The sequence below is a fragment of the Gaiella sp. genome, from assembly GCF_035710885.1.
Classification (GTDB): domain Bacteria; phylum Actinomycetota; class Thermoleophilia; order Gaiellales; family Gaiellaceae; genus Gaiella.
Window position 1 is genome coordinate 114,191 of record NZ_DASTCS010000076.1, and the last position, 13,654, is coordinate 127,844.

Here is a 13,654-nt window from a genome sequence, read left to right on the forward strand (position 1 = left end):
GCCCGCCGGCGCTCCCGAACGGCGCCGTCGGGAAGCCCGACCTCGTCGATTGGGACGTGACCCGGGCCCGTTCGGTTGGGGGTCAGGCGGCGAGCCGGGCCCCCGATTCGAGGTCGAAGAACCGGAGCGCGCCGGCCGCGACGGCGATCTCCGCGGTCTCTCCGTCCTTCGAGGGCGAGTCGACACCGAAACGGCCGACGAAATGCGTGCGCCGCTCCTGCCGGCGGTGGTCGAGCTCGCTCAACGCGCTCTCGTCGACGTCCTCGGCGATCTCGAGCACCGCGTCGGTGACGACGGGGGCCGCCTGCACCTCGAAGTGCACGACCACCTCGGAGCCGAGCAGCTCGCGCAGCTTGACGAGTCCCTTGAGGCGCCGGTTCGCCGGAGCGCCGGAGACGAGCGCCGCGTCCTGGAGGTGCTCCGGACGAACGCCGACGATCAGCCCCTTGCCGTCCATCCCGGAGAGCGCGGGGGCGAGCGAGCGCTCGTGCTCGTCGACCTCGAGCCGCTGCCCGTCGCCGAACGACACCCAGATCCCGTCGGCCTCCTCCGACACCCGGCCGAGGAAGAAGTTCATCGCCGGGCTGCCGATGAACCCGGCCACGAAGAGGTTCGCCGGGCGGTTGTAGAGCTCCTGGGGCGCCGCGACCTGCTGCAGCTCGCCCCTGCGCATCACCGCGACGCGCTCGCCGAGCGTCATCGCCTCGACCTGGTCGTGGGTGACGTAGATCGTCGTCACGCCGAGCTCCTTGTGGAGCAGCCCGATCTCGGCGCGCATCTGCGTCCGCAGCTTCGCATCGAGGTTCGAGAGGGGCTCGTCCATCAGGTACGCGTACGGCTCGCGGATCATCGCCCGGCCCATCGCCACCCGCTGGCGCTGCCCGCCCGAGAGCTGGCCGGGCTTGCGCGGGAGCTGCTCTTCGAGCTCGAGCACCCTGGCGATCCGCCGCACGCGGTCGTCGATGTCCCTCCGGCTCAGCTTGCGCAGCTTGAGCGGGAACGAGAGGTTCTCGTACACCGTCTTGTGGGGGTAGAGCGCGTAGTTCTGGAAGACCATGGCCACGTCGCGGTCCCGCGGCGGGAGGCCGTTGACGACCCTGTCGCCGATCCGGATCTCGCCCTCCGTGATCACCTCGAGCCCCGCCACCATGCGAAGCGCGGTCGTCTTGCCGCACCCGGAGGGGCCCACGAGCACGATCAGCTCCCCGTCGGGGATCTCGAGGGAGAGGTCCTGCACCGCGACCGTGTCGTCGCCGTAGACCTTGCGGACCTGATCGAAGCTGACCCGGGCCACGGACCCGAACCTATACGACGGCGTACCAGTCGTCCAGGTCGAGCGGCATGCCGTATGATCGGAACATGAGCGGGGCCGGCACTGCACCGTCTGCGGACGATCCAGCGCTGTTCGCGGCGGTCGCGCGGGAGCCTCGGCTCTCCGACAAGGTCGCCGAGATGATGCTCGAGACGATCCTCTCGAACAGGCTCAACGTCGGCGACCGCCTCCCCTCCGAGCGCGAGCTCGGCGAGCAGTTCGGCGTCTCGCGGACCGTCGTGCGCGAGGCGGTGCGGGCACTCGTCGCGAAGGGCGTGATCGAGGTGCGCTCCGGCAGCGGGCTCCGTGTCGCTGCGGTGGACGCCGATTCGGTGCGCGAGTCCATGTCCCTGTTCCTGCGTGGGGGCGACATCGACTTCGAGAAGGTGCACGAGGTGCGCTCGCTGCTCGAGGTGCACCTCGCCGGCCTGGCGGCCGAGCGTGCCACGCCCGAGGACGTGGCGCGCCTGGCCGAGATCCACGCGCAGATGGTCGAGGAGTCCGGCGACGTCGAGTCGGCGGCGCGCGACGACCTCGAGTTCCACCGCAGGATCGCGCTCGCGACCCACAACGTGCTCTTCCTGGTGCTGATGGACTCGATCGGCTCGGCCCTGATCGACATCCGCCGGCTCAACCTGGGCTCCGGCTCGACGCCGATGACGCTCTCCCAGCACCAGGCGATCCTGGACGCCGTCGGCGCGGGCGACCCGGCGACCGCGCGTGTGGCGATGGCCGCCCACCTGGAGGGGGTCGCCGCCTGGTGGCGCGAGAACCTGGCTCCGGAAGAAGGCGCCGGCGCCGAGTGAGCGTGCTTCGCCGCCTGGACCACGTGGCGGTGCTGGTGCACAGCACGGACGACGCTCTGCGCTTCTACCGTGACCACCTCGGTCTCGCCGTCCACTCGAGCGAGGAGATCCCGTCTCCGCACGTCCGGCTGACGTACCTCGACGCGGGCAACGCGTTCGTCCAGCTCGTCGAGCCGCTCGAGGAAGGCTCCGACCTCGCGAAGTGGCTCCAGGAGCACGGCGAGGGCCTGCACCACATCTGCTTCGGCGTCGACGACGTCGCCGACGCCGTCGCGGCGCTGAGCGACGACGGGAGCGCGGGGATGCTCGGGACCGGACGCGGCCGCGTGTCGGGGTTCGTGGCGACGAGCGGCGGGAACGGCGTCCGCATCGAGTGCACGGAGTTCGACCGGGCGCTCGACGTCGAGGGCGCACCCGGCTGGCTCGCCCGCTGAGCGGCCGCTGCCGGGTCAGTCCTCGCGTGACGCCTCGACGAGCCGGTCGAGCGGCGTCCAGAACGTCTCGCGCACGATGGGGTCGTGGATTGCCGTCGGCGCCTCGTGGTCGGCGAAGAGGTCGCCGGTCGTGCGGATGACGCGGATGCGCTTCGACGACGGTGGAAGGCGTACCAGCCCCCTCAGGATCTCGCGCGCCCCGTCCTGGCCGACGACCTCGTCGTGGTCGCCGACCAGCAGCAGCACGCTCGTCTCCTCGATCGTCGACAGGTCGAGCTCGATGTCGACGAGCACCGGGTCGACCGGGAAGATCGAGTAGACGCTTCGTGGCGGCGGGACGCCCCACTCCTCCGCGCGGGCGGCGTAGATCACGGCCAGCGCCGCGCCGAGCGAGAATCCCGCTGCGACGACGGGCTCACCCTCGTATTCGATCGCGTCGAATCCGGTGCGGAGGCCCTCCGCGAGATCGAAGGGGGTCAGGACGAACGGGTCGTCGAGCCCGGGCTGGTAGCGGGGGAAGAGCACGATGCTCCCCTTCTCGAGCAGGTGGTCCATCCAGCGCAGGTGCCATGCGAAGGGCAGGTAGGCCCCATAGCCGTGCAAGTAGACGACGACGCTCTTCGCCTCCCCGGCCGTCGGACGGAGCACCCATACCTGCTCGGCGCCCGTCCCGTACGGCGTGGCTGTGCCGCGCTCCGTCTCGATCACCGGGCCGCTCGCCGGCGGTGGCGCCGGTACGTCGTCCTCGCCGTGATCACATCCCGTCCCGAGGAGCGCGACGGCGATGGCACCGACGGCGAGGCCGACGAGGAGAGGGCCGGCCGCGATCAGCCTCCCGCGTCGGGCGGCAGCCCGAGCACCTGGCCGCCGTCGACGTGGATCACGTTGCCGGTGGTCCACGCGGTGTCGGGGTCGACGAGCGTCCAGACCCAGACGGCGATCTCCTCCGAGACCGCCATCCGGCCGAGTGGGATGCGCCGCGAGAGGTCGGCGTAGGCCGCTGCGAGGTCGTCGGCCCACACCTCGTGGATGGGCGTCTCCACCGGCCCGGGTGCGATGGCGTTGACCCGGATCCGCCGGTCGGCGAGCTCGTAGGCCGAGGCGCGCGTGAGGTACTCCACCGCCGCCTTCGTCATCCCGTAGAGGCCGTTGCCCGGCTTGACGATGCTGCCGACGGACGACGAGACGTTGACGATCGCCCCGTCGGGAGAGGCTGCGAGCGGCGGCACCGCCTCCTGCGTGAGCAACAGAGGGGCGCGCGTGTTGACCGCCAGGTGGCGGTCGATCTGCTCCAGAGTGAACGCGTCCAGCGGCCCGACGGCGATCGTCGCGGCGTTGTTGACCAACACGTCGAGGCGGCCGAGCGCCTGCACGGTCTCCTCGACGAGCCGCTTCGGAACGGCAGAGTCGCCGAGGTCACCGGCGAGGACGAGCGCCCTCGTGCCGGCCGCCTCCACCGCGCGCGCCGTCTCGTCCAGGAGCTCACGCCTTCGTCCGGCGAGCGCGACGTGCATCCCGCGCTCGGCGAGCAGGCGCGCGGTCGCGGCCCCGATGCCCGTCCCGGCCCCGGTGACGAGCGCGACGTGCCCTTCCCGGCCGCTCATCCCACGTCGGTCACGCGCGGGTCCGCGCGGTGCCCAGCACGACGGGGTTCGTGAGCTCGCCGATCCCGCTCGCCGACACGGTGACCGTGTCGCCGGGCTGGAGGAACCGCGGCGGGTCCATGAACGTCCCGCAGCCGGCGGGCGTGCCGGTGGAGAGAATGTCGCCGGGCTCGAGCGTGATCACGGAGGAGAGCCACTCGATCGCGGCGGGCGGCGGGCCCAGCTGCTCGCCGGCCAGCGTGTCCTGGCGCAGCTCTCCGTTGACATGGGACTGGATCCGGATCGCCTCCCAGTGCGGCAGCTCGTCGCGGGTGACGATGCACGGGCCCATCGGGCAGAAGGTGTCGAAGTTCTTGCCGAGGTCGACCTGTCCGTTGTGGAACTGCACGGAGCGGGAGCCCACGTCGTTGATGACGGTGTAGCCGAACACGTGGTCGAGCGCGTCCTCGGCGGTGACGTTCTTCGCCCGCGTACCGAGGATCACGCCGAGCTCGACCTCGTAGTCGACCGCAAAGCCGTGCTCGCGCAGCGGCCCCGCCGTATCGCCCGGGACGCGGCGGATCACGTCGTCGTTGGGGGGAATCACGATCTCCGCGCCCGGCCCGACGATCGAGCTCGCGAGCTTGATGAAGCCGACGATCACCTTCTCGTCGGGGAACACGAAGCCCGGCTCCTCGTCACCATGGCTCGCGTAGTTGACGCCGGAGCCGAAGATCTTCCCCGGGCTCGTGAGCGGGGCGAGGAGGCGGTCGACCGCCACGGGCTCGGCGCTCTGGACGGCCGTGGCTGCGGCCTCGAGGCCGCGCTCGCCGTCGCGGATCAGCGCCAGCGTGTCGGGGTAGCCGGTCGGGTGAACCTGCCCGCCGGCCTCGACGCCGCAGCCGAGGACGCCCCGGCTCTCGTACTGCACGATGCGCATGCCTCTCCTTCCGTCCGTGCGTGGGGAGGGAGCCTAACCTGTATGACAGTAGGATGGCGCGGTGCCGAGCGCCGCGCGCGAGCCGCTCGTCGTCCTCGACGACGACCCCACCGGCGTGCAGACGCTGGCCGGGATCCGCGTGCTGCTCGCGTGGGATCCGGAACGTGTCCGGGCGGCGCTCGCGGGCCGACCGTCCGTCCACCTGATCACGAACACGCGCGCCCTGCCCGCGGAGCGCGTCCGCCCGTTCGTCGCCGACGCCGCCCGTGCCGCGCTGGAGGGAGCACCCGACGCCACAGTCGTGCTGCGGGGCGACAGCACCCTGCGCGGTCACCTGCTGGAGGAGTACCTCGGCGTCCGCGACGTCGTAGCGCCCTCCGGTCGGCCCGTGCTCCTGCTCGTGCCCGCGCTCCCCTCGGCCGGGCGGGTGACGATCGGCGGCGTCCACCTCTTCGACCGGGACGGGCGGCGCACGCCGCTGCACCAGACCGAGTACGCGCGCGACGGCGTGTTCGCGTACTCGAGCGCGCGGCTGCTCGAGTGGGCGGAGGAGCGGTCGGATGGGCTCTTCCGGGCAGTCGCCGGGCGGGAGCTGCACCTCGACGTGCTGCGCTCGCGTGGCCCTGCCGCGGTGACGGACGCGCTGCTCGCTCTCTCCGCCTCTGGCGCCCCGGCGGTGCTCGCGCCCGACGCCGAGACGCCGGACGACCTCGAGATCGTCGCCGAGGGGTACCGAGCCGCGACCGCCGACCGAGCCCTGGTGATCGTGCGCTGCGCCCCGACCTTCGTCGGGGTGCTCGCCGGATCCACCGCGCCGGGGCTCGTCCCGCCGCCTTCGGCCCGGGACGGCGTCCTCGTCGTCTGTGGCTCGTACGTGCCGCAGTCGACCCGGCAGCTCTCGCAGCTGCTCGCCGCCCGGCCGGGATCGCTCGTCGAGGCGGACGTCGTCGCGCTCGCGGGTGACGAGCCGTCCTCCGAGGTCGCCGTGCTGGCGAAGGAGGTCTCGCGTCGCCTGGCTGCGGATCGGCTCGCAGTGCTTGCGACCCCCCGCGAGCGACCGGCAGGGACGACGGGCCTCGACGCGGGGGAGCGGATCGCCGCCGGCCTCGCCCGGGTCGTAGCCGCAGTCAGCCCCATCCCGTCGACGGTCGTGGCGAAGGGCGGGATCACCGCGGCGGTGACGCTGCGCGACGGCGTCGGGGCCGCGGAGGCCGACGTCGTCGGCCCGGTCGCGCCGGGCGTCTCGCTCTGGAGCGCCCGTCGGCCCGACGGCGGCGAGCTCGACTACCTGGTCGTGCCGGGGAACGTCGGCGGCGACGACCAGCTCGCGCGGCTCGTCGACGCCGTGTCAGGATCCGCCGCGTGCTGACGCCCTTTCGCGAGATCCTCGAGGAGCGTCGCGCCGCCGGGGCGGCGGTAGGGGCGTTCACGTGTTACGACGTGACGACGGCGATCGCCGTCGTCCGTGCGGCCGAGGCGCGCGGAGACCCGGTGCTGCTGCTCGCCTCCGAGGGCTCGTTCCGGTCCTCCTGGGGCCGGCTGCTCCTCCCGGCCCTCGTGGCCGTCGCCGACGAGGCGCGCGTCCCCGCACTGGTCCAGCTCGACCACGTCGACGATGTCGAGCTGATCGACGCGGCACTCGCGGCGGGGGCCGGCGCCGTGATGGCGGACGGATCGAAGCTCCCGACGAGCGACAACGCCGCGTTCGTCGCCGGGGTTCGCGCGCGTGCCCCGGAGGCAGGCGTCGAGGCCGAGCTCGGCCACATCGAGGGAGGCGAGGACGTCGCGGCGGCGGCCGAGGCGGGCGCGCTGACGGACCCCGACGAAGCGGCCCGCTTCGTCGCCGAGACGGGTTGCGACTGCCTGGCGGTCTCCATCGGGAACGTCCACGGGAAGTACGCGCGCCCACCGGAGCTCGACTGGGACCGACTGCGCGCCGTCGACGACCGCGTCGACGTCCCGCTCTCTCTCCACGGCGCCTCCGGGATCCCGGACGTCGACGTCCGCCGTGCCATCTCGCTCGGCGTCTGCAAGGTCAACGTGAACACCGAGCTACGCGAGCGCTACCTGGCGCAGCTGGAAGCAGGGCTGCCTGGCGCGCGCGACGGCCTCCGCCTCCTCGAGCTCGGGGCCGGGCTGGTCGACGGCGTCGCCCAGGCGGTGACGGCCAAGCTGTCCGTGCTCGCGGGCTGACGGGTGGAACCCGGCGGGACTGCGAGGGGCCGCCACCGCCCGATGCGTGTCGTACGGCTGTACAGAGAGGCTGTATGTCCGCGGCCGAGCCGGTCACTGCTCCGAGATCGCTTGACCCGCCGCGGCGCTTCGTTTATTCCTACTGGACAGTGCGCGCCTCTCACGACCCTCGCCTCACCGTGGGGTTGATCGGTCTCGGCAACATGGGCACCGCGATCGCGGAGCGCCTCCTCGAGGCCGGGTATCCCCTCCTCGTGACCAATCGGACGCGAGGGAAGTCGGCGGCTCTCGAGGTGCGGGGTGCTGTCGTAGCGTCGACACCCCGCGACCTCGCCGGGCAGGTCGACGTGATCCTCACCTCACTCGCCGACGACGACGCGTTGGAAGCCGTTGCGGCGGACGTGGTCGCCTCGGCGCGGCCGCGCAGCGTCCTGGTCGACGTGAGCACCGTCTCGCCGGGCGTGTCGGCCCGGGTCGGATCGCTCGCGGGAGCGGCGGCCGTCGAGTACCTGCGCGCACCCGTGAGCGGCAATCCGGCAGTCGTGCGAGCGGGGAACCTGACCTTCATCGTCTCGGGCGCACAGGAGACGCTCGAGCGAGTCGAGCCCGTCCTACGGGCGATCGGACCGACCGTCCACCACGTCGGGGACGGAGAGCAGGCCCGGATCGTGAAGCTCGCGATCAACTCGATGATCGCCGGGCTGGCTCAGCTGATGGCGGAGGCCCTCGTGCTCGGAGAGAGCGCCGGCGTCTCACGCGCGGCGCTCCTCGACGTGATGGGGAGCTCGGCGGCAGGCGCGCCGTTCGTCAAGTACAAGACGGAGCCGCTCCTGCGCGACGACTTCTCCGCGACGTTCACCACGGCGCTGATGGAGAAGGACATCGACCTCGTGCTCGACGCGGCCGACGAGGCAGGTGTGGCTCTTCCGATCGCCAGGGAGATGAAGCGACACCTTCGAGCGGCGATCGAGGCCGGTTACGCAGACGACGATTTCATCGCGCTCTTCCTCCACCTGCGAAAGGCCTCCGGCCTGGACGAGGTGGCGGCGCCGCCCGCGAGCGTGAGCGAGCAGCCCGAACAGGAGGTGGTGCGGTGAGCACGCAAGCGAGGACCGTCGGCTCCCCCGATGCGACACGCGCGGTGGACTGGGAGCAGCGCATCGATTTTCCGCGGCTGCGCAAGGAGCGCCTCGACCGTGCGAAGGCGTCGCTCGGGAGCTCCGAGCTCGGGGCGGTGCTCCTGTTCGACCCGAACAACATCCGGTACGTGACGAGCACGCACATCGGCGAATGGGCGCGCGACAAGAACGCACGATTCACGCTGCTCTCGCGCGGCGCCGACCCGATCCTGTGGGACTTCGGATCGGCGGCCCGCCATCACCGGCTCTTCGCGCCGTGGCTGCCGGAGGAGAGCTTCCGCGCCGGTGTTGCGCCGATGCGCGGGGCGATGCCCGTCGAGACGGGCATCCCGGACCGGCTCGCAGCGAAGATCGCCGCCGAGCTGCGCGAGCTCGGCCTCCACGACGAGCCGCTCGGGGTGGACATGGCGGACCTCGTCACGATCGAGGCGCTGCAGCGCGCCGGTCTCCGCGTCACCGACGGCTCGCAGGTGCTCCTCGACGCGCGCAGGATCAAGACGGCGGAGGAGATCGCGCTCCTCGACCAGTCGGCCGGGCTCGTCGACGCCGTCTACGAGGAGATCTACCGGATGCTGCGCCCCGGCGTCTACGAGCACGAGATCGTCGCTCGCGCGCACCAGCTGCTGTTCGAGATGGGATCGGAGCAGGTCGAGGCGGTGAACGCCGTCTCCGGCGACCGCTGCAACCCGCACCCCCACGTCTTCTCCGACCGGCTCCTGCGACCGGGCGATCAGGCCTTCTTCGACATCATCCACTCGTTCATGGGCTACCGGACGTGCTACTACCGCACGTTCAACGTCGGCGGTGTCAATCACGCGCAGCTCGACGCGTACAAGCAGTGCCGCGAGTGGCTCGATGCGGCGATCGAGCTCGTTCGGCCGGGTATGACCACGGACCGGATCGCGGCGGTCTGGCCCACCGCCGAGGAGCTCGGCTTCCCCGACGAGGAGACCTGCTTCGGCCTTCAATTCGGCCATGGAATCGGCGTCGGCCTCTACGAGTCCCCGATGATCTCTCGCGTCCACTCCCTCGACGCTCCGGTGGAGCTCGAAGAGGGGATGGTGTTCGCGCTCGAGACGTACTGCGCCGCGACCGACGGCCGGTCCGCGGCGCGGATCGAGGAGGAGGTGGTCGTGACCGCGACCGGCTGCGACGTGATCACGCGCTTCCCCGCCGAGGAGCTGCTGGTCGCAGGGCGGACGTACGTGCGCGGCGCGGATCTCGTCGGGAGCGCCGGCGACGTCCGGACGGACGGCGCCCCGGGCATCGCCGCCGCTGTCGCATCCTCCGCCGTCGTCGAGCCGGCCGGCGTCTCCCGGTGACGGGCGAGACCGGCACGCGGGAGCTCGCGGACGGTCGGCCCGGCTACCGGCTCGTTCGCCGGGAGGACGTCGAGCTCGCCGAAGCGCTTCCGGGCCGCTCGGAGGGGTTGACCGCGTGCCGACTCGTCGACGGCACGCTCGGCTCGACCCATATGGCGCTGACGCTCGTCTCCCTCGTCGCGGGCCACGTGGACGAGCACGTGCACTCATTCGAGACGAGCTTCTACGTGCTCGAGGGGGAGCCGGTGCTGTACCTGGAAGGGCGGGGCGTGAGGCTCCGGCCGGCCGCATGCGGCTCGATACCCGTCGGGGCGCCCCACGCCTTTCGTTGCGAGGAGCGCGCACTGTGGATCGAGATGGCTGCGCCCCGGCCGCGCGTCGACCGGAGCGACACCTTCTTCCTCGGCCGCGCGCCCGAATCCGAGGCGATCCCTCTCGACGCCCGCGACCCCCGGAACCACAACCTGTTCCTGCTCACGGACGGAGAGATGGACCTCGACCGCCTCAAGTCCGGCCAGGCGATGGGGGCGCCGACCGTGTCGGGGAGCATGGCGACCGCCGTCCTCGCCTACAGCGGGATCGCCGTGAAGATGCTCGTCGACCAGCGCCTCGACGCCCAGCTCCACACGATGTTCATGGTGGACTACCAGCCGGGAGCGTGCGCAAACCCCCACGATCACCCGTTCGAGGAGTCGTACTACATGCTCGACGGTGAGGTCGACGTCGTCGCGAACGGCGATCGGTACACGCTTCGTCCGGGCGATGCCTTCTGGACGGGGACCGGCTGCGTGCATGCGTTCTACGAGACGAGGGGCGGCCGGGTGCGATGGCTGGAGACGTCGGCCCCCGGGCCGCCGGCGCGCCACTCCTACCGGCACGAGCGTGACTGGGACTACCTCGCCGAACGACTGGCCTCCGACACGAGCGTGGGCGCGACGTGAGCCGCGTCAGCGACGAACGGGTGGCCGGCGCCATCGAGGACGTCGGCCTGTACGCGCAGCTCTACCGTCGGATGCTCCTCATCCGCGGCTTCGAGGACCGGGTGCAGAGCCTGTTCCTGCGCGGCGAGGTCTACGGGACGACGCACCTCTACTCGGGGCAGGAGGCGATCGCGGTCGGCATCGCCAGCCTGCTCGGGCCGGACGACCGGGTCGCGTGCACGTATCGCGGCCACGGCCACCTGCTCGCGATGGGTACCGACCCCGAGGCCCTGCTCGCAGAGCTGCTCGGCCGCGAGACGGGCGTCAACGGCGGTCTCGCCGGCTCCATGAACGTCGTCGACCCGGAGCACGGCGTCCTCGGCTGCTACGGCATCGTCGGCGGCAGCATCGCCGCAGCCACCGGCGCCGGGCTCTCGCTCCGCGGGACGGGTGCGGTCGCGGTCGCGTACTTCGGCGACGGGACCACGAACCAGGCCTACTTCTTCGAGTGCCTCAACTTCGCCAAGGTCTTCGAGCTTCCGGTCGTCTTCGTGTGCGAGAACAACGGCTACGGCGAGTACACGCCGTTCGAGGCCGTCACGCCCGGCGGCATCGTTCCCCGGGCGGCGGCGTTGCAGCTGCCGACGACGGAGCTCGACGGCATGGACGTCCTGGCCGTCCGGGCCGCTGGGGCCCAGATCCTCGAGCGCGTCCGCGCCGGCGGTGGGCCCGAGTTCGTCGAAGCCCGCACCTACCGCTTCGTGGGTCACTCGCGCAGCGACCCCGGCAAGTACCGGCCGGAGGGCGAGCTCGACCGCTGGCGCGAGCGCGACCCGCTCGTCGTCACCGAGTCGTTCCTGCGTGACGAGCTCGGCATGGGCGCCGACGAGCTGAAGGAGGTCACGGAGAGCGTGGAGACGGAGCTCGACCGGATCGAGGCAGCAGCTCTCGCGGCGCCGTTCCCGGCCGCCGTGTCGATCCCCGAGTTCAACGACGGCCGGACGTGAGCACGTCCACGAGCGCCGAGCGCGTCGTCGAGATCGGCATGCCCCGGCTGTCCGACTCGATGGAAGAGGCCACGATCCTCTCCTGGCTCAAGCGGCCGGGGGACGACGTCGCGCGCGGTGAGGGGCTCGTCGAGGTCGAGACCGACAAGGCGACGATGGTCTACGAGTCCGAGATCGAGGGCGTGCTCGAGGAGATCGTCGTCGACGAGGGGGCCACGGCCGCGCTCGGCGCAGTGATCGCCCGGATCCGTGTCGACGGGGCACACGGGGCGACCCCGACGCCCCCTCCTGCCGCCCCGGCCGGTGCCGCCCAGACCCCCTCGTCGGGAGCGAAGGGCAAAGGGACGGTCGAGCTCGAGTTCCGCGAGGCGGTGCTCCAGGCCCTCGACGAGGAGCTCGCTGCCGACGAGCGCGTGTTCCTGTTCGGAGAGGACGTCGCGGTCGCCGGGGGCGTGTTCGCCGTCACGCCCGGCCTGCAGGAGACGCACGGGCCCGACCGGGTGTTCGACACGCCGATCTCCGAGCTCGCGATGACCGGCGCCGCCTACGGGGCCGCGATCACGGGCAAGCGACCGGTGCTCGAGATCATGTTCGGGGACTTTCTCGCGCTGTCGATGGACACGCTCATCAACCAGGCGACGAAGTACTGGTTCCTGACCGGCGGCAGGCAGAGCGTCCCGCTCGTGATCCGCTCCGTCGTGGGCGCAGGAGGGCGCTTCGGCGCGATCCACTCGCAGATGCCGGTCTCCTGGCTGACGGGCATCACCGGCCTGAAGATCGTCGCGCCCGCGACCCCCGCGGACGCGAAGGGGCTTCTGAAGGCGGCGATCCGGGACGAGAACCCCGTCGTGTTTCTCGAGCACAAGCGGCTGTACACGCTCAAGGGCGAGGTCGGGGGCGACGAGGTCGTCCCCATCGGTCGCGCCCGGGTGGCGCGCGAGGGCCGGGACCTCACGTTGGTGACGGCGATGAAGGGCGTGCACGACTGCCAGGCCGCCGCCGAGACGCTCGCCGCCGACCACGGCATCGACGCGGAGGTGGTCGATCTGCGCACGCTGCGCCCGATCGACCTCGAGACCGTCCTGGGCTCGGTCGCGAAGACGAACCGGGTCGCGATCGTCGAGGAGGGCCCGCTCACCGGCGGCTGGGCCGGGGAGATGCTGGCGTTGGTCGCCGAGCACGGCCTGAGCGACCTCGACGACGCCTGGCGCATCGCGACTCCGAACACGCCGATTCCCTACAGCCCGCCGCTCGAGGACGCCCACCTGCCGGGGCCGAAGCGGATCGCGGCGGAGGTCCTGCAACGCGTGCGGTCGAAGACCTCTCCATGAGCGACACTGCGCAGTCCGCGCCCGCCGATCGCAGCTTCGAGGGCTCGAAGGTCGGGAGCCGCCTGCGCGCGCAGCGGGAGCGCGTCGGCATCAGCCTTCGCGAGCTGGCGCGGCGCGTCGGCGTCTCGCCGAGCCTCGTCTCGCAGATCGAGCTCGACCGCGTCAACCCCTCGGTCAGCACCCTCTACTCCCTCGTCACCGAGCTCGGGATGACGATGAGCGACGTCTTCGGGGACTCGCCTGCGGGCGAGCGCGTCGTGCGTCCTCTGGGCGGAGGCGACGGACTGGCAGAGCGAGCCGAGACCCGCAGCGTGATCAACCTGGCGTCCGGGGTGCGCTGGGAGCGGCTGACGGCGCACTCGGACCGCGAGGTCGAGTTCCTCCACGTCGCCTATCCGATCGACGCCGAGTCGTGCCCCGAGGACGCGCTGATGACCCACGGCGGCAAGGAGTACGGCTACGTGATCAGCGGGACGCTCGGCGTACGGGTCGGCTTCGACGAGTACGAGCTGGGCCCCGGCGGCTCGATCGCCTTCGACTCGTCGTCCCCGCATCGCCTGTGGACGATCGGCGACGAGCCGGCCCGCGCGATCTGGGTGGTCATCGGCCGCGCCGCGGATCCACGGGCGCGAACGACTGAGCCCTCGGAGGACGAGCCGGAATAGGC

General features: G+C 71.8%; 14 protein-coding genes. 10 read left to right on the forward strand and 4 right to left on the reverse strand.

The annotated features are described in order from the left end of the window. Positions 1–82: 82 nt before the first annotated feature. Positions 83–1,294, reverse strand: coding sequence for a sn-glycerol-3-phosphate ABC transporter ATP-binding protein UgpC (locus VFO26_RS17455; protein WP_325116362.1), 1,212 nt, complete (start codon positions 1,292–1,294; stop codon positions 83–85). A 65-nt stretch (positions 1,295–1,359) separates the two neighbouring features. On the opposite strand from VFO26_RS17455, the gene VFO26_RS17460 reads away from it, so the two are divergent. Both VFO26_RS17460 and VFO26_RS17465 read left to right on the forward strand, forming a co-directional pair. Beyond that, complete coding sequence (locus VFO26_RS17460) at positions 1,360–2,118, forward strand: FadR/GntR family transcriptional regulator (RefSeq protein WP_325116363.1); 759 nt, start codon at positions 1,360–1,362, stop codon at positions 2,116–2,118. After that, positions 2,115–2,552: a VOC family protein gene (locus VFO26_RS17465; RefSeq protein ID WP_325116364.1), complete on the forward strand. Its 438-nt coding sequence runs from the start codon at positions 2,115–2,117 to the stop codon at positions 2,550–2,552. The genes VFO26_RS17460 and VFO26_RS17465 overlap by 4 nt, the downstream gene beginning before the upstream one ends. A gap of 15 nt (positions 2,553–2,567) precedes the next feature. Here VFO26_RS17465 and VFO26_RS17470 read toward each other — a convergent pair whose 3' ends face one another. The 3 genes from VFO26_RS17470 to VFO26_RS17480 form a co-directional block, all read right to left on the reverse strand. Beyond that, a complete protein-coding gene (locus tag VFO26_RS17470; protein WP_325116365.1) occupies positions 2,568–3,260 on the reverse strand; it encodes a hypothetical protein in 693 nt (230 codons plus the stop codon). A gap of 119 nt (positions 3,261–3,379) precedes the next feature. Then, positions 3,380–4,156: an SDR family oxidoreductase gene (locus VFO26_RS17475; RefSeq protein ID WP_325116366.1), complete on the reverse strand. Its 777-nt coding sequence runs from the start codon at positions 4,154–4,156 to the stop codon at positions 3,380–3,382. Between the two features lie 10 nt (positions 4,157–4,166). Further along, entirely contained in the window at positions 4,167–5,075 is a 909-nt protein-coding gene (locus VFO26_RS17480; RefSeq protein ID WP_325116367.1) for a fumarylacetoacetate hydrolase family protein, read from the reverse strand. A 61-nt stretch (positions 5,076–5,136) separates the two neighbouring features. Between VFO26_RS17480 and VFO26_RS17485 the strand changes: the two genes are divergently transcribed. The 8 genes from VFO26_RS17485 (at position 5,137) to VFO26_RS17520 (ending at position 13,652) form a co-directional block, all read left to right on the forward strand. Next, positions 5,137–6,444 (forward strand): four-carbon acid sugar kinase family protein, encoded by a 1,308-nt coding sequence (locus VFO26_RS17485; protein WP_325116368.1) that lies wholly within the window; start codon positions 5,137–5,139, stop codon positions 6,442–6,444. Then, complete coding sequence (locus VFO26_RS17490; protein WP_325116369.1) at positions 6,438–7,268, forward strand: class II fructose-bisphosphate aldolase; 831 nt, start codon at positions 6,438–6,440, stop codon at positions 7,266–7,268. Before VFO26_RS17485 ends, VFO26_RS17490 begins: the two co-directional genes overlap by 7 nt. Positions 7,269–7,447: 179 nt before the next feature. Beyond that, positions 7,448–8,365, forward strand: coding sequence for an NAD(P)-dependent oxidoreductase (locus VFO26_RS17495; protein WP_325116370.1), 918 nt, complete (start codon positions 7,448–7,450; stop codon positions 8,363–8,365). Continuing rightward, positions 8,362–9,729 carry a Xaa-Pro peptidase family protein gene (locus VFO26_RS17500; RefSeq protein WP_325116371.1) on the forward strand — a complete coding sequence of 456 codons (1,368 nt, stop codon included), beginning with the start codon at positions 8,362–8,364 and terminating at the stop codon, positions 9,727–9,729. Before VFO26_RS17495 ends, VFO26_RS17500 begins: the two co-directional genes overlap by 4 nt. Further along, on the forward strand, positions 9,726–10,670 hold the full coding sequence (locus tag VFO26_RS17505; protein ID WP_325116372.1) for a cupin domain-containing protein: 945 nt from the start codon (positions 9,726–9,728) through the stop codon (positions 10,668–10,670). The genes VFO26_RS17500 and VFO26_RS17505 overlap by 4 nt, the downstream gene beginning before the upstream one ends. Beyond that, the gene (locus VFO26_RS17510) at positions 10,667–11,656 is read left to right on the forward strand and encodes a thiamine pyrophosphate-dependent dehydrogenase E1 component subunit alpha (RefSeq protein WP_325116373.1); all 990 of its coding nucleotides are present in this window, start codon (positions 10,667–10,669) and stop codon (positions 11,654–11,656) included. The genes VFO26_RS17505 and VFO26_RS17510 overlap by 4 nt, the downstream gene beginning before the upstream one ends. Beyond that, the gene (locus tag VFO26_RS17515; protein WP_325116374.1) at positions 11,653–12,987 is read left to right on the forward strand and encodes a transketolase C-terminal domain-containing protein; all 1,335 of its coding nucleotides are present in this window, start codon (positions 11,653–11,655) and stop codon (positions 12,985–12,987) included. Before VFO26_RS17510 ends, VFO26_RS17515 begins: the two co-directional genes overlap by 4 nt. Further along, on the forward strand, positions 12,984–13,652 hold the full coding sequence (locus VFO26_RS17520; RefSeq protein WP_325116375.1) for a helix-turn-helix domain-containing protein: 669 nt from the start codon (positions 12,984–12,986) through the stop codon (positions 13,650–13,652). Before VFO26_RS17515 ends, VFO26_RS17520 begins: the two co-directional genes overlap by 4 nt. Positions 13,653–13,654 lie beyond the last annotated feature (2 nt).